The sequence below is a fragment of the Microcystis sp. M_QC_C_20170808_M9Col genome (assembly GCF_007095495.1).
In the GTDB taxonomy this organism is placed as follows: Bacteria; Cyanobacteriota; Cyanobacteriia; order Cyanobacteriales; family Microcystaceae; genus Microcystis; species Microcystis aeruginosa.
Genome location: NZ_SFBZ01000138.1, coordinates 1 through 19,042, shown reverse-complemented (window position 1 = coordinate 19,042; position 19,042 = coordinate 1). Strand labels below are relative to the sequence as shown.

16 protein-coding genes and 2 pseudogenes are annotated in these 19,042 nt (G+C 43.2%); 10 read left to right on the top strand and 8 right to left on the bottom strand.

All coding sequences use genetic code 11. The features are described from left to right. The first annotated feature begins 192 nt into the window (after nt 1–192). Nucleotides 193–594, top strand: a complete 402-nt coding sequence (locus EWV68_RS08345; RefSeq protein WP_353806747.1) for a Coq4 family protein — start codon at nt 193–195, stop codon at nt 592–594. 171 nt (nt 595–765) lie between these two features. Here the strand turns inward: EWV68_RS08345 and EWV68_RS08340 are convergent. The 4 genes and pseudogenes from EWV68_RS08340 to EWV68_RS08325 form a co-directional block, all read right to left on the bottom strand. Beyond that, nucleotides 766–1,098 (bottom strand): annotated as a pseudogene (locus EWV68_RS08340) (hypothetical protein); the annotation flags it as partial. A 30-nt stretch (nt 1,099–1,128) separates the two neighbouring features. Next, the gene (locus tag EWV68_RS08335; protein WP_287169460.1) at nt 1,129–1,680 is read right to left on the bottom strand and encodes a DUF4334 domain-containing protein; all 552 of its coding nucleotides are present in this window, start codon (nt 1,678–1,680) and stop codon (nt 1,129–1,131) included. 78 nt (nt 1,681–1,758) lie between these two features. Then, entirely contained in the window at nt 1,759–2,202 is a 444-nt protein-coding gene (locus tag EWV68_RS08330; protein WP_147069181.1) for a site-specific integrase, read from the bottom strand. A gap of 140 nt (nt 2,203–2,342) precedes the next feature. Then, nucleotides 2,343–3,161: a hypothetical protein gene (locus tag EWV68_RS08325; RefSeq protein WP_287169459.1), complete on the bottom strand. Its 819-nt coding sequence runs from the start codon at nt 3,159–3,161 to the stop codon at nt 2,343–2,345. A gap of 365 nt (nt 3,162–3,526) precedes the next feature. Between EWV68_RS08325 and EWV68_RS08320 the strand changes: the two genes are divergently transcribed. Continuing rightward, nucleotides 3,527–4,690, top strand: a complete 1,164-nt coding sequence (locus EWV68_RS08320; RefSeq protein ID WP_287169458.1) for a cysteine desulfurase family protein — start codon at nt 3,527–3,529, stop codon at nt 4,688–4,690. A gap of 62 nt (nt 4,691–4,752) precedes the next feature. On the opposite strand, the gene EWV68_RS08315 is transcribed toward EWV68_RS08320, so the two are convergent. Further along, nucleotides 4,753–6,225 carry an NADH-quinone oxidoreductase subunit M gene (locus EWV68_RS08315; protein ID WP_012268041.1) on the bottom strand — a complete coding sequence of 491 codons (1,473 nt, stop codon included), beginning with the start codon at nt 6,223–6,225 and terminating at the stop codon, nt 4,753–4,755. 89 nt (nt 6,226–6,314) lie between these two features. On the opposite strand from EWV68_RS08315, the gene EWV68_RS08310 reads away from it, so the two are divergent. The 8 genes from EWV68_RS08310 to EWV68_RS08275 all read left to right on the top strand — a co-directional run bounded on the left by EWV68_RS08310 (nt 6,315) and on the right by EWV68_RS08275 (nt 15,867). Next, nucleotides 6,315–8,984 carry a type I restriction-modification system subunit M gene (locus EWV68_RS08310; protein WP_287169457.1) on the top strand — a complete coding sequence of 890 codons (2,670 nt, stop codon included), beginning with the start codon at nt 6,315–6,317 and terminating at the stop codon, nt 8,982–8,984. Nucleotides 8,985–9,007: 23 nt separating this feature from the next. Further along, nucleotides 9,008–9,223 carry a RelB antitoxin-like protein gene (locus EWV68_RS08305; protein ID WP_287169456.1) on the top strand — a complete coding sequence of 72 codons (216 nt, stop codon included), beginning with the start codon at nt 9,008–9,010 and terminating at the stop codon, nt 9,221–9,223. A gap of 39 nt (nt 9,224–9,262) precedes the next feature. Further along, nucleotides 9,263–10,567 (top strand): restriction endonuclease subunit S, encoded by a 1,305-nt coding sequence (locus EWV68_RS08300; protein ID WP_287169455.1) that lies wholly within the window; start codon nt 9,263–9,265, stop codon nt 10,565–10,567. A gap of 89 nt (nt 10,568–10,656) precedes the next feature. Continuing rightward, entirely contained in the window at nt 10,657–10,878 is a 222-nt protein-coding gene (locus EWV68_RS08295; RefSeq protein ID WP_002762317.1) for an AbrB/MazE/SpoVT family DNA-binding domain-containing protein, read from the top strand. Then, a complete protein-coding gene (locus tag EWV68_RS08290; protein WP_002762315.1) occupies nt 10,875–11,279 on the top strand; it encodes a type II toxin-antitoxin system death-on-curing family toxin in 405 nt (134 codons plus the stop codon). Before EWV68_RS08295 ends, EWV68_RS08290 begins: the two co-directional genes overlap by 4 nt. Nucleotides 11,280–11,655: 376 nt before the next feature. After that, nucleotides 11,656–11,901 (top strand): UPF0175 family protein, encoded by a 246-nt coding sequence (locus tag EWV68_RS08285; protein WP_002779979.1) that lies wholly within the window; start codon nt 11,656–11,658, stop codon nt 11,899–11,901. A 136-nt stretch (nt 11,902–12,037) separates the two neighbouring features. Then, nucleotides 12,038–15,151, top strand: a complete 3,114-nt coding sequence (locus EWV68_RS08280) for a type I restriction endonuclease subunit R (protein WP_287169454.1) — start codon at nt 12,038–12,040, stop codon at nt 15,149–15,151. Nucleotides 15,152–15,183: 32 nt separating this feature from the next. Beyond that, nucleotides 15,184–15,867 carry a M48 family metallopeptidase gene (locus EWV68_RS08275; protein WP_103111393.1) on the top strand — a complete coding sequence of 228 codons (684 nt, stop codon included), beginning with the start codon at nt 15,184–15,186 and terminating at the stop codon, nt 15,865–15,867. A 127-nt stretch (nt 15,868–15,994) separates the two neighbouring features. Here EWV68_RS08275 and EWV68_RS08270 read toward each other — a convergent pair. The 3 genes and pseudogenes from EWV68_RS08270 to EWV68_RS08260 form a co-directional block, all read right to left on the bottom strand. Further along, nucleotides 15,995–17,337: pseudogene (locus EWV68_RS08270) on the bottom strand (2-succinylbenzoate--CoA ligase). Next, on the bottom strand, nt 17,313–18,278 hold the full coding sequence (locus EWV68_RS08265) for an o-succinylbenzoate synthase (protein WP_287169452.1): 966 nt from the start codon (nt 18,276–18,278) through the stop codon (nt 17,313–17,315). The pseudogene EWV68_RS08270 and the gene EWV68_RS08265 overlap by 25 nt, the downstream one beginning before the upstream one ends. Nucleotides 18,279–18,457: 179 nt before the next feature. After that, nucleotides 18,458–19,042, bottom strand: a 585-nt coding sequence (locus tag EWV68_RS08260; RefSeq protein WP_502705778.1) for a transposase family protein, incomplete at its 5' end; no start/stop codon positions are given.

Here is a 19,042-nt window from a genome sequence, read left to right as displayed (position 1 = left end):
AGGGTGTGGCCCCCCCAACCCCCCCGACATCGGGGGGGCAGGTGGGGTGTGGGGTTTTACCCATTTTCACCTGGTCAATTACCTAATTTTCAGGGAAAAAGTACCTGAATTTTCCCCTCAATCACTGCAAGGGTCGGGACTTTTTGAGGTCAAAAAAGTCTAAAAGCCTTATCCAACAAGGTTTTTAGATTTATTCAGCAAACCCTAATTAGTCTCAATTTTGATCCTAATTTTTATCGGTCTATTCAGGTCAATTCCGATACAGATTATCTGCTGCTTCGCTTACGGCAAACTCACGATATCTGGCATATAGTAACGGGTTTTGGTGTCGATGTGACGGGAGAATTGCAACTGAAAGCTTTTGAATTAAGTCAAACTCGTCGCCCTCTAGCTATTGTCCTACTTTTAGGGGGATTATTGGGAGCTTTATTTTCTTCTCCACTTTCCTTACATTCTCTCTGGGAAGAGATTGTCATCGCCTATAATTTGGGCAAAAATACTCGACCTTTTTTGGCGCAAAAATGGGAACTAGCTTGGGAGAAATCCCTGCTAGTTTGGCGGCAAGAATTGGCGATTGTCTCCTCTAAAAACTAAACTAAGAGACAATTACAGATAATTATCGGGCTGAAATTTTTTCAGCTTTTTTTTTAGCAAAAGACTTGACAAACTCAAAAATTTTTGCTAACCTTTTACTATAATAGGAATCCGTGTCAGCCTGCGGAGTCTCTCTACCATCAGGATTTAAGGCTGAAGCGGACTGAAAATTTAATTGTCTCTCAATCTTTCTAATAGTGAGGAGCGGGATAAATTCGCCAGAGAAAGAATTAACTCGGTGCGTTCCGAGATGGGAAGTTGGGCAATCCGTTCCACCAGAGCGGATAATTCCGAATCTAGAGTTCCGAACCTTCCTTCCAGAAGACTGGCTATCATCGAGTAACGTTCTTCTAAGGTGCCTTCTTGTCTCCCTTCTTGTCTCCCTTCTTGTTTTCCCTCTTCCTTCCAATCTTTTCGCTGCTTTAGATAAGCTGGTGATAAGTTCATAATTACCTCCTGTTCCTCTGTACTTGAATTATCCCTCAACTCTAAATTCTTGCACCAGAGCGTTTAAATCGAACCTCAAGAATTAAGTTATCTTTGACATCGCTTGAGAACAAAAAAGAAAGGTTGGGGAGAGTTTTTAAAATCCATAATTCCCAGCACGGTATTATCATCTACTTTCCGAAAAGAGTCATTGATGGGCAAATAATCATAAATCATCGTGGCGCTGACTTTGCCCCGATATTCCATCATTCGCAGTCTAGCCTGACTTGTCTCTGTTTTCAGCAAGGAGTTGGTCAGCATCAGTAAAGGTTTCAGAGAATTATTTTTGAGTATCGGCAGCTTCAAAATCCAGTTCATGGCCGTGGGATTAGGTGCCACCTTAAAAATTTTTCCCTGACCATCTAAAAATAACAGGGGGTGGACATTCTCAGTATCGACAAATTCTTTACCATACCAATTAGATGCTTCTAATAAACCATCCATTGGGTGATTGGTCTGAAGTCCAGAACCTTGCCAACGACCGAGCATAAAGTCTAAACTCACGGGGTCGAGAGCGTCAAACAATTGTAAAGCTCTTTCTGTGGTTGTTTGACCAGTTTTAAGAATCGACTGGCCGCTTTCTAATTCTAATGTTTCCATTGTTTCACTCTTGTTGTGTCCTGACAATGATATTATAGCTTCTCAGCCACAGGGTGGGGGATTGCCACTTGGTTAAGATTACCAAACATCCGACATATCTTCAGTCAATGGGTCATCGTATCGCCTTAGGGTTTCCAGCCATTCACTCATTTCTTCCTTGATGGTTTCTTTAAGTTCTTGCAAATCATCTTTATCTATTAGGCCTTTTTCAAGTAAGAAAGTGTAGAACTTTTTCAGACTACCTGCATTAGCCTTGATGCTTGATTGACTGGCCCACAGTGCCTTTTTGATAAACCAATAACCCAAAAATTCACTGACCATATCTACCCCGTCTTTGGCTTCTACGGCATCTTCATAGAGTAAATATTCGTTGATATAAAAATCTATATTTGAAACATGATTATTAATGGTTTTTTCGGACAGGCCTGATGATTCTAGCCAACTCTCAAAATCCGTTAGTAATTCATGATTGGCTTTTCTTATCTTTTGACAGTCAGCCTCGTATTTCTGGGAATCATCCATCTCAAATTTCTCTCCTCCAAATCGCTGCTCGATGGTCAATAGGGTAATTAATCAAGTCTTTTTTTCCAAGCGCCTAAAGCCGCCATTTCCTCCTCATGGTCAACGTCGGCCAACCGCCTGAATCGCCTTTCTCTTTTCTGCTAAATAGCTCCAACGATGTTAGACTCAATTTGCTCAATGATGGCGGCCACATCTTCTTCTGTATCTCGAGGTTGGGTTAATTCCACATCCGTTGAGAAGAGGCACATTTGAGTCCAGTCTAGGTTTTCCAGTTCACACTGGTCAATCACCGAACTGGGGATGTTTTTCAGGGTGATGCTATCCCATTCAATGCCGATGAGATTGCTCTGCCGCTCAATTGTCACAATTCTTCCTTGCCAACCACCGATGTCAGTCCCCAAATCTGGGTCAAGTACACCCTGTTTGACGATGACCGAGTCGCCGACTTTGAAGGCAAACTCTGACTCGGAAAATTCGGGCGACAAGCTGGAGGCAACCGAGAGATGATACTCGCTTCCTAGCTCTTTTAACTCAAAATCCACAATCATCCGCTTGTTTTCCGAGAAATAACGGTTTTTCCTAGCGATTAGCTCCTCGATTAGCTCTTGAATATCCGCCTTGAGCCTTTTATCTCCTTTAAGAAGGTCTTTATTAAAAACTCGGTCTATCATCTCTTGCCGCTTTGACTCGGGGGACAACGCCAGATTCCAAGCGATTATCCCTATGGTCAGCAGTGTTCGCATAGATCCCTTCGTTTCATTGGATTTGCGGTAAGGCTCGATAAAATCCTCCAGAACTTCCGACATTGTGACTTCCCCAGAAGGAGAGACGACAATTTCCTTGAAAGGCAAGGACTTTTCTCTTAATTTCTTCTCAAAGCTTTTCAAGGGTTTTTCGGATCCTTGGGACATTTTCTGCAGCCTGAGCAGTTCACTAAATGCCTTCGATTTTTTAGCCATGATTGAGCCAGAAAATATGTGTTATTAATCCTGTTGGGTTGCTGAACAACATTGGAATAGGGAAATTGTAACTGCTCTCAGGGAGCGATTGCGCTCTCATTATTAAATCTTAAAGTTCTGGTCTGAGTCGTCAGCTGTTGACTGCTGAGTGGGTGGGTGGAATTAAATATAAAATGAACGTAGGTTGGATTGAAGCATGAAACCCAACGCCCGCATGGGTTACGCTACCGCTAACCCATCCTACAAATAATTGTGCCTACCTACTTATCCGATACCTTTTTGTTAACATAGATTAGCAATGCACTTTCAGAGATTCTCTTAAAACAGAGGATATCTCCTTCCCAAATCCCCCGCAGGGGAAAAATATGTCTCAAAAGCCGATTTATCTAGATTGCCACGCCACGACACCCCTAGATCCGCAAGTTCTGGCGGCGATGTTGCCCTATTTTACCGAACACTTTGGTAATGCCAGTAGTATTAATCATGTCTATGGTTGGACAGCCGAGGCCGCGGTTAAACAGGCAAGAGAAACAATCGCCGCTGCTATTAATAGTAGTCCCGAAGAAATTATTTTTACCAGTGGGGCAACGGAGGCCAATAACCTGGCTATCAAAGGGGTTGCCGAAGCTTATTTCGCCAAGGGACGGCATATAGTTACGGTGGTGACAGAACATCGCGCCGTTTTAGATCCCTGTCATTATCTGGAAAAATTAGGTTTTGAGGTGACAATTTTACCCGTCGGTGCCGATGGCCTAATTGATTTGGAATTACTAGAAAAATCTTTACGTCCTGACACGATTTTGCTGTCAATTATGGCGGCTAATAACGAGATTGGAGTGATTCAACCTTTAGCGGCAATTGGGGCGATTTGTCGCCAGTATCAGGTACTTTTTCATACGGACGCGGCCCAAGCAATCGGCAAAATTCCCCTAGATGTGGAGGAAATGAATATAGTTCTAATGTCCTTAACTGCCCACAAAGTCCACGGACCGAAGGGAATCGGTGCGCTGTACGTCCGGCGCCGGAACCCCAGAGTTCGTCTCGCCGCTCAAATTCAAGGGGGAGGCCAGGAAAAAGGACTGCGATCGGGTACAATATTTACACCACAAATTGTCGGTTTTGCCAAGGCGGTAGAATTGGGCATCAAAGCGATCGAAGAAGACACCAGCCACTTAAATCAGTTAAAAGCCCGTTTATGGGAGATTATCAGTCAATTAGACAGAATTTATCTCAATGGTCATCCTAGCCAAAGATTAGCCGGAAATTTGAATATTAGTATTGAAGGGGTGGACGGTGCGGCGTTATTGTTAGGATTACAGCCAATAGTGGCGCTTTCCTCCGGTTCTGCCTGTTCTTCTAGCCATACCGCCCCCTCCCACGTTTTAACTGCCTTGGGTCGCCCCGAATCTCTCGCTTATGCCTCCCTGCGCTTCGGGTTGAGTCGTTTTAATACTTTAGAAGAAATTGAACTGGTGGGGGAACAGGTGGTTTTAACGGTTAATTCCCTCCGCAAAGCCAAAAATTTTTGACGTTTCGGCTCCTATCCACAAGTTAGTTTCGGTCTAGGTTTGAAAAATTCCGAAAAAGGTTTCTACGATTGCCTTTGACTAATTGCCGTGCCGGTTAATAACACTGATGCTTGGTTTTCAGTCCAGTGAATCATCCAACTCGGTTGTAATCCCAAAACAATAATAAATAAAGCCAAAGCAATTTCGGGAAATCTTTCGGGCCAGGTACTGCGAGGAATGCGCGATAATTCAGGGGTTAAACGACCAAAGAAAACCCGATTAATCATCAGGAGAAAATATACTGCGGTTAAACCACTAGCGACCAAACAGAGGAGCGTTTGTATCGGAAAAATCGGGAAACTGCCACGAAAGACCAAAAATTCGGCGATAAATCCCACCATTCCGGGGATGCCGGCGCTGGCCATGGCCGCTAAAATCATTAACATTCCCGTGATTGGTAAACCTCTTTCTGGATTTAATAAACCCCGTAGATAATCCACATCCCGGCTGCCGGTTTTTTTATACACTACTCCCACCAACAAAAATAACAAAGCGGAAATTAAACCGTGACTAATCATCTGCAAAATCGCCGCAGTGATGCTTAATCTGGTGGTGGCCGCCGCCGCTAGTAAAATATAGGCCATGTGGGAAATGGAAGAATAGGCGACTACTTTTTTCATATCCTTTTGGGCAATAGCGCAACTGGCCCCGTAGAGGGCGCTGATAGCTGCTATCGTTGCTAACCAAGGGGCGAGAGTTACCCAAGCGTCAAGAAATAAACCGACTCCAAAGCGCAGCAGTCCATAGGTTCCTAATTTGAGTAATATTCCCGCTAAAAGCACAGAAACGGGGGTAGATGCTTCGACGTGGGCATCCGGTAGCCAAGTATGAAAGGGAAAAATCGGAATTTTGATGGCTAATCCAATCAGAAGGGGGATGAGGAGCAGTAATTGGGTTTTAACGTCTAAATTATTCGATAAAAGGGGATTATAGGCGAAATTATCAGCACCAGTTAGCCAAACTAAGCCAAGGAAAGAGATTAGCACTAAAAAGCCAGAAATTGCCGTGTATAATAAAAATTTCATGCCCGCGTAACCGCGTCTTTGACCCCCCCAAATGGCAATGAGAAAGTAAAGCGGGACGATTTCTAATTCGTAAAATAGGAAAAATAGCAGTAAATCCTGCGCTAGAAAGGCCCCCGCTACTCCGGCATTGAGTAACAGGAGCAGAGAATAGTAAAATTTCGGTCGGTTAACCTCTGTACCACTAGCATAAAGAGCAATTATTGTCAAGATGCTGTTAAGAAAAAGTAATGAGAATGACAATCCATCGACACCGAGGGCATAATTGAAACCGAGGAAATTAATCCAAGGCAGGTTAACCGTGAACTGCATTTGCGGGTTACTAGGGTCAAATTGCCAGCCAAGGAGGATATTAAGCAGTAAGAGAACGACAGCAAGAGTTAGAGCTAATCCTCGCACTTTTTTCGCCTCTAGAGGCGTGTAGGCAATCAGTATCGCCCCTATAATCGGTAGCCAAATAAAAGCGTTGAGCATTCTTTAATGGGCATGATAAACCTTCCCATTATTGCCTGAGCGGTCAATCTTTAGCAATATAAACTGGTGAACATTTAAGGTAACTAACGATGAAACAAGAAAAGATCACTCTCAGTCAACTCGAAGACTTTCTATTTAAGGCGGCGGACATTCTTCGCGGTAAAATGGACGCTTCCGAGTTCAAAGAATTTATCTTTGGGATGTTGTTCCTCAAACGCTTGTCAGACGAGTTTGAGCGCAAGCAAGCGCAACTCAAGAAACAATATGCACACATCCCAGACCCGTTGCTGCTGGCCGAACTCCTAGAAGGCGAAACCTCCTATGGAGAAACATTTTTCGTACCTCCTCGCGCTCGCTGGCATCAATCCTGGCGCGACGAAAACGGCCAGGAAGTCCCGCCGCTCAAACACCTTAAGCAGGACATCGGCAATATGCTCAATAAGGCATTAGCGGCGGTAGAGGATGCTAACGATGCCTTGGCGGGAGTGCTGAAGAATAACATCGATTTTAATGCTACCAAGGGCAAAACCAAGATACCTGACCAAAAATGGAAGGATTTACTAGATCATTTCAATCAGCCCCAATTTGTGCTAGTCAACGATAATTTTGAGTTTCCCGACCTATTGGGTGCAGCCTACGAGTACCTAATCAAATACTTTGCCGATAGTGCCGGGAAGAAAGGGGGAGAATTTTACACGCCGGCCGAGGTGGTGCGGCTGTTGGTACAGTTGGTCAAACCCCAAGCGGGCCATACTATCTATGACCCTACCGTGGGGTCGGGCGGTTTCCTTATCCAGTCCTATCAATATGTGGAGGAACAGGGGCAAAACCCCCAGAATCTAGCACTCTACGGACAGGATTCTAACGGTACAGTCTGGTCAATTTGTAATATGAATATGATCCTCCACAACATCACCCGCTTCACCATTGAAAACGGGGACACTCTCGAAGATCCGCTCATTTTAGAAAACGGACAGATTCGCAAGTTTGACCGAGTTCTCGCTAATCCGCCCTTTTCTCAGGATTACAGCCGGGCTAATCTCAAGTTTACTAACCGCTTTCGCGAATTCTGCCCGGAAAAGGGGAAAAAGGCGGATCTGATGTTTGTCCAGCACATGATTGCCAGTCTTAAACCCGACGGCCACATGGCCACTATCATGCCCCATGGGGTGCTATTTCGGGGGGGGAAAGAGAAGCTGATTCGAGAGATCTTAATTGAGGATGATCTGATTGAGGCGATTATTAGTTTGCCCCCGGGGTTATTTTATGGCACGGGTATCCCGGCCTGTGTGTTGGTGGTGAATAAAAATAAACCCGATGAATTACGCGATAAAATCCTTTTTATTAATGCCGATCGAGAATATGCTGAGGGAAAAAACCAGAATAAATTGCGCCCCGAAGACATTGAAAAGATCGATTATGTCTTTACCCACAAGCGAGAATATCCCAAATATAGCCGCTTGGTAGATAAGTCGGAAATTGTCGAAAAACACGACTTTAATCTTAATATTCGCCGCTATGTGGATAATACGCCAGACCCGGAACCGGAGGATGTAAAAGCTCACTTGATCGGGGGTATTCCGCAGGCTGAAATTGCCGCACAACAGGATACTTTTGCTAAGTTTGGCATCAATACAAATACCCTATTTAGACCCCTACGCCCCGGCTATGCTAGTTTTTGCCCAGAAATTGCCACGAAAGCCGCTATTAAAGAGAATCTGGAAGCTAATCCCGATTTACAAGCAAGGATAAGCGACCACTATACTACGCTTAAAAATTGGTGGCGAGAAGCGCGGGATGATTTTGCCAAGTTGGAGGGAAATAATATTATGCCCCAAGTGCGGCAGCAATTACTGAGCAGCCTTAAACAGCAGCTGATTCCTTTGGGGGTTTTAGATGAGTTTAAATCGGCGGGTGTGTTTGTTAACTGGTGGCAGCAGATTCGCTATGATCTAAAGACTATTATTAACACTGGCTGGCATCATACTCTTATCCCTGATCAGTATTTATTAGCGGCATTTTTTCAGGCGGAAGAGGCGGCAATTGAGGAACTAGAAAGTAAGATTAGTGCAGTCCAAGGGGAGTTAAGCGAAGCGGTGGAATCAGCGCAAGAGGTGGCGAATTATGAACCGGAAGAGGAAGAAACTGTTAGCGCCGCATCGATTAAGAAAGGGCTTAAAGAGTTGATAGATGACCTGAAGCAATCCCAGGGCGATTCAGCAGCCAGAGAGCGCCAATCTTACCAACAAGAATACAATGTTATTACTGACATTGAGAACCGGATCAAGTTACTTAAGAATACACTTAAAGAACAGCAGAGTCAGCTTGAGTTAAAGCTGCGCTTAAAACGGGTTGGTGATGAGGAATTTAAGGCTGAAACTATTGAATTACTTGAGCAGGTACAAAATCAGCTTATGGGGTTAAATGCCAGTAAAAAGGAAGAAAAGGCCAAGATTAACGCGCTTAATAAGGATAAGAAAGCCTTGGAGATTAAATTATCTTATCCTGAGGGATTACTGACTGAAATAGGAGGACAGTTAAGGGATGAAGAGGCGAAAAAATTGATTCTAAAAAAGCTCTATGATTGGGTATCGGAGCAGCTTAATCGTTACTTGAATGGGGAAAAGCGGGGACTTGTCGCTAAGGTTGAGAATCTTTGGGATAAGTATGCGGTATCAAGTCAGGAAATGGAGGCCCAGCGAGAGCAGACTTTAGGAGAATTAAATGAGTTTTTGGTTAAACTAGGGTATAGGGAATAATTTAAGTAAGTTAGGAGCAGGTTATGCAGTCTATTAAAAAGCAATTTGTCACAGATAAAAATCTGAAGCCAGTGGCGGTAATTATTGATGACCAAGATTGGCAAAAAATTGAGGCATTATTGCAGGAAAGTGAACAGGAAGATAGTACAGAGTCTTTTAAGGCACTCGCAGCTTATGCGGGTAGCATTCAACTAACTATCGATCCTTTAGAATATCAAAGTGAGATAAGGAACTCTTGAGTTTTTAAATGTTTTTTTGATTAAGTTGAGGTATTTGTTATGAATGAGCTTACTGGGCAGTTTCCAGCAGATTGGGAATTATTGAGACTTCCTGAAGTTCTCTTTTTTCAAGAAGGTCCAGGTATCACAAGTGATAAATTCACAAAAGAAGGAATTCCATTCATTAATATTCGTTGTTTTGTTAATGGTCGAATTGATAGAAGTTCATGTCAATTTATATCTCAAAAATTGGGAAATGGTGAGTATAAACACTTTCAATTAGATGTAAATGATTGGGTTTTTTCAAGTTCAGGAACAATAGGAAAAATCGCCCTTATTTTTGATGAAGATTTACCTTTGCTACTTAATACTTCAACTATCCGATTTAGGACTCAAGACGAAAAAAGGTTAGCAAATAATTACATAAAATTTTTTCTGGAGTCTTTTCACTTCAAAATACAGCATCAGCTTCAAACACAAGGAAGTGCTCAAGTTAACGTTGGACCGACGCATTTACAAAAAATGCACATTCCTTTGCCCCCAATTAAAGAACAAACCCAAATCGCCACCATCCTCTCAACAATAGACCGCGCGATTGAGCAAACCGAAGCCCTAATTGCCAAGCAGCAGCGCATCAAAACCGGACTAATGCAGGACTTGCTCACCAAAGGAATTGATGAAAACGGCAATATTCGCAGTGAAGAAACCCATGAATTTAAGGATTCACCGCTTGGGAGGATTCCGGTTGAGTGGGAGGTGAAAAAGATTGAACAAAAGCTGGAGAGAATTATTGATTATAGAGGTCAAACTCCTAAAAAAGTTACTGAAGGGATACCACTCTTAACGGCAAAAAATGTCCGTGATGGATTTATTGAGAAGGAGCCACAAGAGTTTATCGCAGATTCTGCTTATAATTCTTGGATGAGTAGAGGAATCCCAGAGGTTGGAGATGTATTATTTACAACTGAAGCTCCAATGGGAAATGTTGCTAGTATTCCCAATTATCGGATTGCACTAGCCCAAAGGTTATTAACTCTATGTCCGAAAATTAATGAATTATCACAAGATTTTTTGTTTTGGATACTACACTGGAAAAGATCAAAAGAAAGAATTGAATTACTAACCAGTGGATCAACTGTGGTAGGTATAAAACAGTCAGTTTTTCGTAAGGTTATTTTTGCATTTCCTTCATATAATGAACAAGAAAGAATATATGCGGTTCTAAATTCACATGACGAAATAAATAAAAATGAGAAGCATAAACTTAAAAAACTTCAAAGGTTAAAAACCGGACTGATGCAAGACCTTCTAACTGGCAAAGTTCGAGTTACCGACCTCCTCAACCAAAAAACAGCAGCAAACTAACATCTAAAAATCAACAGAACTAAACGTTGCAACATTTGTGGTAACAAGTGTTAGCATGAAAAAAAATCAAACCTTGAAACACAGCCATTATGCAACTCAACGTCAAAAAACGCGGTAACTCCCTCAGCGTCATTATTCCCAAAGAAATCGCCGCTAACCTGAATATTGACGACGGCGACAATATTTATTTAACTAAAACCCCCAACGGTTACGAAATCACCGCCTTCGATCCCGACTTTGCCAAAAAAATGGAAATCGCAAGGCGCGGCATCAAAAAATATCGTAACGCCCTGATTGACCTAGCCAAATGACAGAACCATACTGGCTCAACGAAAAGGAAATCATCGCAATTCATGGCGAAATCCTTGCCGAATCTGGCGGAGTGCTTGGCATCCTCAACAAAAGCGCACTAGACTCAACCCTCCACAAACCACAAAACCTCTACCATTACAGCGAGCAAACCGCAACCCTGTACCAACTCGCCGCCGCCTATGGCTATGGACTAATCAAAAATCATTGTTTTATCGATGGCAACAAACGCATTGCCCTCATTGCCGTCTATACCTTTCTCGCCCTAAATGGCATTGAATTAATCGCCTCAGAAATTGAAGCCGCCCGTTACTTTTGGCAACTCGCCGCCAGTCAGCAAAGCCAAGACATCGAAATGCAAAACCTCGCAGATTGGTTACAAACCCATAGCCAGACCCTATGACCTTTCCACCTGGTAGTTGCCGAAGTTATGAGCCTTTATGAGCCAAGTTATGAGCCTTTATGAGCCAAGTTATGAGCCTTTATGAGCCAAGTTATGAGCCTTTATGAGCCAAGTTATGAGCCTTTATGAGCCAAGTTATGAGCCTTTATGAGCCATTATGAGCCTTTATGAGCCATGGATCTCTGTCGCCTCTCTGAAGGACAAGCAAAAGAATTGCTTAAATGGATGTAAACGGATGGATTATCCGATTAACCCTACAAATTTGGACTCATTATCGCCTCCACTCCGTACATAAGAATGAACTTTCTAAAATTGATATAGAGGTTTTGGAGCAAAAAATTTCCATTAAACTAATTTAATATCTCAGAGGTATCCCATGCAAGCGATCGAATTTAAAACCATCCTAAAAAACGGCATAGTCACCATTCCCGCCGAATATTCTTCTGAATGGGAAGGTAAACAGATCCGCGTCATCATCTTAGAAGATAGCAATACTGACACTTTGCGAGAAACAACTATTTCCCTATTTGAGCAAAATAAAATCAGTCTAGGGACAGCAAGGGAAATATTGGGAATAAATCAGATTCAAATGCAGAGATTGCTGTCAGAGCGTGACATTTGATGAGTAGAAAACGGATTTCTCCGAGAAACCCGTTTTCTGTGCGTTACTCAACGGATTTAGTATTAGTACACAAAGCAGCGTTGGTTTCCAAAGATGAAAAACCTCATAAATACAGTTAAATAAAGGTTATCTGGTCATGAACAAAACACCTCAACCTATCAAACTCGATGAGCGCAACGGGGTCGAAAAGCCCTTACTTGATCAACTGTACGGTTTAGATTGGGAAATATTGGATTTAGAGACAAAACAAAAACCACAGGATACTTTTAGAGAAAGCTTTACCGAGGTGGTGATGCTGCCAGTGCTGCGAGAACAGCTTACAATCATCAACCCCTGGCTAGAAACCGACCAAATAGAAGAAGCCATCAAACAACTCACCGCCAACTTCCCCAGCACCAACTTACTGGAAAATAACCGCCACGTCTTTAAACTGCTTCAGGAGAATACCAGCGTCTCAGAGAACCGTAAAACAGGCGAAAAAAGCCCCACCGTCAGGTTTATCGACTTTGACCACCCAACTAACAACCGCTTCATCGCCGTTTGCCAGTTTAAGGTGCGGATTCTAGGCACAGAAAACCACATCATCCCCGATATTGTCCTCTTTCTCAATGGGCTGCCAGTGGTGGTCATTGAATGCAAATCTCCCAAAGTCAAAGAACCCATTGCCGAGGCGATCGAGCAACTCCTCCGCTACAGCGAACAGCGCGGCGCTAAGGGCGAGGGAAATGTCCCCCTCTTTTTCTATAACCAGTTTGTCGTAGCTACCTGCCGCAATCAGGCAAAATTTGGCACCATTACCACCCACACCGAAAAATACTTCTTCCGTTGGGCTGACCCCTATCCCCGCACCCTAGAAGAACTAGAACACGGCATTAGCTCCCCCAATGACCAGCAGCGACTGGTGGCGGGAATGTTTGCCCCCGATAACCTCCTAGAGATTATTCGCAACTTCACCCTTTTCTCCGTCAACAACAAGGGAGAAACCATCAAAATCGTCGGGCGTTATCAGCAGTTTCGTGCCGTCAAGAAAGCCGTGGAGCGTCTCCTAGAGGGCAAAACCCCCCGGGAGCGCAGCGGCATTATCTGGCATACCCAGGGGTCAGGTAAGTCCCTGACCATGATGTTTATGGTGCGGGCCATGTACCGCCATAACAACCTTTCCCAGTGGAAAGTGGTATTTATCACCGATCGCACCCAACTAGAGCAGCAACTCGCCGAGACCGGCCAAAGTGTTGGCTTTACCGTTAAGCCCGCCAATAGCATCGCCAAACTGAAGGAACTACTTCGCAGCGACTCCTCGGATCTGGTCATGGCCATGATCCACAAATTCCAAGAGCGGGAACTGCGGGAGACCTTCCCGGAGCTAAACCGGAGCAGCAACATCCTGGTGATGACCGATGAGGCCCACCGCTCCCAGTACAGCCTGCTGGGGACAAACCTCGACAAAGCTCTCCCCTACGCTTCCCGTATTGGCTACACCGGCACCCCCATCGACAAAACTGAGAAAGTTTTCGGGGACTACATCGACAAGTACACCATGGGCCAGTCCATCGAGGACGGCGTGACCCTAGAAATTGTTTACACCGGGCGCACCCATAACGCCGAGGTGTCTGATCAGACAGCTATGGATGCGGCTTTTGCCGATGTCTTCAGTGAGTACAACCTGCAAGAGCGGCTGCAGATTTTGGGCTATGGTTCGCGGGATGCCTACCTAGAAGCTCATCCCACCATCGCCGCCAAAGCCAAGGATATGGTGCAGCACTATCTCCAGTGCATCTTTCCCAACGGCTACAAGGCCCAGGTGGTGGCGACTTCCCGGGAGGCGGCGGTGCGGTACAAAGAGCATTTAGATGCTGCCCTGGCCGAGGAGATTGCCAAATTGGAGCAGGGGAATCCCCACCGGCTTAACCTCGATCGCCTGAAACGACTTAAGACCGATGTGGTCATCTCCGGCAGTCATAACGACCTACCCCACCTCAAGCAATACAGCAACTCCACCCGCCACGATACTACTATTAAAAGCTTTAAACTGCCCTTTGACGCAAGGGATGAGGGGATTACTGGAGATGTGGGCATTGTCATCGTCAATAATATGCTACTGACTGGCTTTGATGCCCCAGTAGAGCAGGTGATGTATCTCGATAGGGTCATCCAGGCCCACAACCTGTTACAGGCGGTCGCCCGTGTCAACCGAGTCGGCGGTGCGGACAAGGATAAAGGCTTTGTCGTGGACTATGTAGGCATCGGCCACCACCTGAAGCGAGCTATTGATAACTACGACGAGCGAGAGCAGCAAGAAGTCGAGGAAACCTTAAGTTTTCCCGAGGACGAGATCCGTCAGCTTGAGGATGACCACCGCAAAATCCTTGCACTGTTGAAGCAACATGGACTCACCGACCTGAACGATCAAGATGCCTTTTTCGACCTCTTCTATGACGAGGATGTGCGATTCGAGTTCATGCTGGCCTTCAAGAAGCTGACCCGCAGCCTTAACTTGGTCTATCCCGCCAAGGAGGCCTTGAACTATATGAGAGACTACCAATCTCTCACCGCAGTGAATATACTAGCGGGGAAGCACTTCCGCGACGAGCGCCTAAGTATGAGGGGAATCCCGCCCAAGCTGCGGGCCCTGACCGACCAGTACCTGCAATCAAGGGGAATCGACGAGAAAGTTAAACCGATCTCGATCTTGGATAAGGACTTTGAGAGTCATGTCCAGAAACACCAGCGAGTCAAAACAAAGGCCGCCGCAATCGAACACGCTCTCCGCCACTATATCGAGATCGATCTGGCAGATGATCCCGAACTGCAAGCCTCCTTTTCTGAAGCACTGAGAGCCATCTTCGAGGAGTTTAAAGACAATTGGGACAAGATTTACCAAGAACTGGAAAAACTACGCCAGAAGGCGAGAGAAGCAAAAAATGAGCCTACCTACGGACTGGACAGGAAAAAGCAGCTGCCCTTCTTTCGGATGTTCAAACGGGAGTGTTTTGGAGAAGCGGCATTAACTGACGATATGGTTTCTCAGATGGTCGCTCTCACTCAACAGGTATTTACCGTTGTTGAGCAGGAGTTACAATTAACTAGCTTTTGGGAGAGTATTCCCGCTCGCAAGAAACTTAGGGCAGAGATTCAAAAAGTGTTACTCTCTCCCGACTTTTTCCAAATTCCCAATCTTATGGACAATCGAGAACAGATTATCTCGCGGGTGATGGAAATAGCAGAGAAAAATAACGACCGAATTTTTTAGGCTGAATCGAGTAAAATTGAGCGACTTTTAATATGAAACTTGACTATAAAATCATTTATTCTTCCAGTCGTAAGACCCTGACCATTACCGTGGAACGTGATCGCTCGATCGTCGTCAGAGCGCCTACTGGTACTCATCCCGATAAGATCCAGCAAATAGTAGAGTCACGCAAGCAGTGGCTCTATGAAAAAATTCACCACGAGCAAAAGTATCGAGTCCCACTTCATCCTCCGGGTAAGGAACTGGTTAATGGCGAGTCGCTTCTTTATTTAGGGCGCTACTATCGTTTAGAATTGGTTGATGATCAGACAGAGATAAAGTTTATTAACAATCGCTTTCGAGTACCAAAGGCACTAACAGAGAATGGTGGCGAGATTTTTCAAGATTGGTACATTCAGAAGGCAAAAGAGAAGATACTTCCTCGTGTCAACCTTTATGCTAAAAAGCTTGGTGTCAGGTTTAATCAGGCTAAAATTACCGACAGCAAATATCGCTGGGGTTCTTGTACACCCCAAGACAATGTTAACTTTAACTGGCGATTGATCAAAGCCCCGATGTTCGTAATTGATTATGTGGTAGTTCATGAGTTAGCGCATCTGATTGAATCGAACCACACTCCACGATTTTGGCACATTATTAAGTCGCAAATTGCTACTATGGAACAGGCCAAGCAATGGCTTAAAGAACACGGTCAGATGTTGGAACAGTCACTCTAAATTTGGAAAATAAACCTAATTTAAATCTGCTGGGATTAGCACCCATAGCCATTTTACCCGATTATATCGTCTCAGAGTCTCCCCAAAAGGAAAACCTCATAACTCACCATTAAGATAACTGCTATAATTAGGGTCCGGGGTTTGACTCGGTGTCAAAAAAGTTTCAGCTAATTTAATTAAAGTGGTTCGATTAATCTTACCTTGGGGACTTTTTGGTATCTCTGGTAATTTTATCCAATGTTTCGGCAGCTTATAATTGACTAATTTATCTTTAATCTGGGATTGAATACTTGTCTGGTTTATCTGAGAGTTAACGGGGACATAAAAAGCCACAATTACCTGTCCCCATTTGACATCTGGCACCCCTAAAACTACCACATCTTTAACTAAATTAGTTTGTCTAATGGCAGTTTCTACCTCAAAAGGATAAACATTTTCTCCTCCGGTAATTATTTTTTGACTATCGCGACCAATGATATATAAATAACCACTTTCATCGAAGTAACCTAAATCATCGGTCTCGAAGTAGCTTGCTTGATTAAGATGGGGATAATAGCCTAAAAATAAAGATTTCGCTTCAATAATAATTTTCTGGTTATCGGGATTAATTTTTATCTGAGCATGGGGTAATAGCTGTCCACTACTATTATTTCCTTGTCGAAAATCTTCCGGTTTAAGAGTGACAATTTGTGAGGCAGTTTCCGTCATTCCATAGGTAGGAGACAGAGAAATATTATATTCTCTAGCTTTTTCTAGTAAAGATGGCCATGCAGGGGAACCTCCTAGGAAAACTGTTTTAAAATTGGCTAACCATCGAGGATCATTTTCTAGAAAAAATTGTAATTGACTGGGAACTAAGGAGATAAAATAATCTTGAAGATTGAGATTATTGACACGCTTTTGTTTGATTTTATGGTAAGGAATAACAGCAAAATCTCCCCCCGTTAAAAAACTTCTGAGAAACTGCATTAAACCACTAACATGATATAAGGGCAGTAGGCAAAAAGAGTTAACCTGCTTGACTTGAAAATATTCAGAAAAACCTTTGACAGAAGCAGTTAAAGTTAACCAGTTATGGATAGCAAAGCGAATTTTTCCCGAGGTTCCCCCTGTGGGTATCATCAGAGAATTAGTCAAAGGATTAATAGGAGGAGAATTATAGTTAAAAACCTTGATATTTTCGCCAAAAATATAATCGGGTTGCATCAGAGAGAAAACCTGTTCCCATTCGTTAGTTTTCCAGTCGGGATTAGCTAAAAATAGGCAACTTTTTGACCTGACGGCAGCCAAGAATATCGCTAAGAATTTAAGGGGATTGCCTTCAGCAAGCAGTATAGTTAATCGAGGATTATCTGCGGCGATAAATTGCTGAGAATAGGACTGATATAATTGATAAAATTTTTGGCTATTGTATCCATATAACCAATCTTTTTGACTGAGATATGCTAATTGTTCGCTGATGTCGTCCACAGTTTTTCCAACCAATCGGGGTCACTATTATTAAACCATTGTTGCACACCAAAACCTAAAGCTCGCTCCTTTTTGGGGTATTCTTGTGCTAGACGTAGAGCGGATTTTCTGCCGATATTAGTTTCTAAAACCGAGGAAAACACTAAATCTAAGGGATATTTTTTCCAGAGATGTCTTAACCCGTGGATTGAACCGGTAATAGCAGGTTTAATCACAAAAATTCCTCGCCATCCCCGTTGATAACATTCCTCTATTTGTCGAAGATTGGCCACCGATTCATCTAAAGCAATCCCCGTGGTAAAATCTTGACTTAATTGCAACATTTCTAACCATTGAGACGGGGGTAAAGGTTGTTCGATAAATTCAATTATTTGACATTCATCGGCAATTTTTAACCAGATTTTACTCTCAGCAATACTTAATCCCCCATTGGCATCTAAACGCAATTTAGTGTTTCTGGGTAATCGGGCAATTAATTTTTCAAATAAGTTTAACTCCTGCTTGAGAGAATTAACTGCAATTTTCCATTTGTAAGTATTAGTTTGATTAGCGGCTAAAATATCATCCAGACAGGGAAATACTGCCGCACCAGTGGGCAATAAATAACTATAATTTCTAGGTTCTAATTCTCTTGATTTATCCTCGATACTTAAATCTTCTAAAGCTGATTCAAAGGCAAATTGACAAGCGGGAAATTGTTCAGGAATAGAAAAAATTGAATTTATTGATAGGGGATTTTCGAGACTTTGACAGAATAATATTGCTGCCGATAATGTTTCTGAACCAAATTCAGGTAAAGGAGCAATTTCTCCCCATCCTATACGTCCATCTTCCGCTTCTAAGCGAATAATAATTCCTTCCCTAATTTGCCAGAGTCCGTGATGGGTTTGTAGGGGACGCAGCAAAGGACGCTGATAAACACGAAATTGCCAGAAATACATGATTAACTATAAGTAGTCGTGAAAAATTAATTTTCTAGTTGAGATAGGAGACCTTTCAGTAATCAGTCAAAGGCTGCAGCTCAATTTTATAGAACTATCTATATCATATTTTGGGCTTGTAAGTAAGTAATCTCAATTAATTGTTAAGTAGCGAGGCACCTGAGAGGGGGACAAGCGAGCTAGAAGGTAGATAGGGCAAGCGATATCGCTCTTTGTCCTTTGATGTAATCCTTCAACCGATAGCGGCTAATTTGCATTAACTCTTCTATATTTTTTTGGAACATTTGATGTAGCTGGAGCCAATGATAGAGATGTTGACCCACATAAAAACTACTGTGTCTGCGTTGACCTTTATATCTTTTTTCAGGTCTTGTAACATATTTTTGGATTCCCATATCCTTAATTTTTTTACCTTGCAGTGTGGCACTTGTATAGGCGATAGCTATAACAATTATCAGCTTTGATAAGTATTGCGGTGCTAATTGAGAACCTTCTAAGCTATAGCCTCCAGACTTAAAATCTCGAAACATCTCTTCAATATCAAATCTTTTTTGATAGGCAATTATTGCCGTCTCTAAATCCACAAAATTTGTCAGAATATACCAAGGTTCTTTTGTGCGAAAACCTCGGTAAGTTTTTTTCCATTTACCAGCTAAGTTAAACTGTCCAAATCCCTGCTCTTTTGTAATATTGACATCCTTCAAAAATAGTTGAGTTCCTGGACTTAAACCTAACTCTCTCATTTCTTGATAAATTCCTTCTTT

Coding starts and splice junctions, on each gene's coding strand:
- EWV68_RS08330 (WP_147069181.1), bottom strand. CDS start 2,202: ATGGATGATTCCCAGAAATACGAGGCTGACTGTCAAAAGATAAGAAAA.
- EWV68_RS08290 (WP_002762315.1), top strand. CDS start 10,875: ATGACAGAACCATACTGGCTCAACGAAAAGGAAATCATCGCAATTCAT.
- EWV68_RS08265 (WP_287169452.1), bottom strand. CDS start 18,278: ATGTATTTCTGGCAATTTCGTGTTTATCAGCGTCCTTTGCTGCGTCCC.
- EWV68_RS08335 (WP_287169460.1), bottom strand. CDS start 1,680: ATGGAAACATTAGAATTAGAAAGCGGCCAGTCGATTCTTAAAACTGGT.
- EWV68_RS08280 (WP_287169454.1), top strand. CDS start 12,038: ATGAACAAAACACCTCAACCTATCAAACTCGATGAGCGCAACGGGGTC.
- EWV68_RS08320 (WP_287169458.1), top strand. CDS start 3,527: ATGTCTCAAAAGCCGATTTATCTAGATTGCCACGCCACGACACCCCTA.
- EWV68_RS08325 (WP_287169459.1), bottom strand. CDS start 3,161: ATGGCTAAAAAATCGAAGGCATTTAGTGAACTGCTCAGGCTGCAGAAA.
- EWV68_RS08300 (WP_287169455.1), top strand. CDS start 9,263: ATGAATGAGCTTACTGGGCAGTTTCCAGCAGATTGGGAATTATTGAGA.
- EWV68_RS08285 (WP_002779979.1), top strand. CDS start 11,656: ATGCAAGCGATCGAATTTAAAACCATCCTAAAAAACGGCATAGTCACC.
- EWV68_RS08305 (WP_287169456.1), top strand. CDS start 9,008: ATGCAGTCTATTAAAAAGCAATTTGTCACAGATAAAAATCTGAAGCCA.
- EWV68_RS08310 (WP_287169457.1), top strand. CDS start 6,315: ATGAAACAAGAAAAGATCACTCTCAGTCAACTCGAAGACTTTCTATTT.
- EWV68_RS08275 (WP_103111393.1), top strand. CDS start 15,184: ATGAAACTTGACTATAAAATCATTTATTCTTCCAGTCGTAAGACCCTG.
- EWV68_RS08315 (WP_012268041.1), bottom strand. CDS start 6,225: ATGCTCAACGCTTTTATTTGGCTACCGATTATAGGGGCGATACTGATT.
- EWV68_RS08295 (WP_002762317.1), top strand. CDS start 10,657: ATGCAACTCAACGTCAAAAAACGCGGTAACTCCCTCAGCGTCATTATT.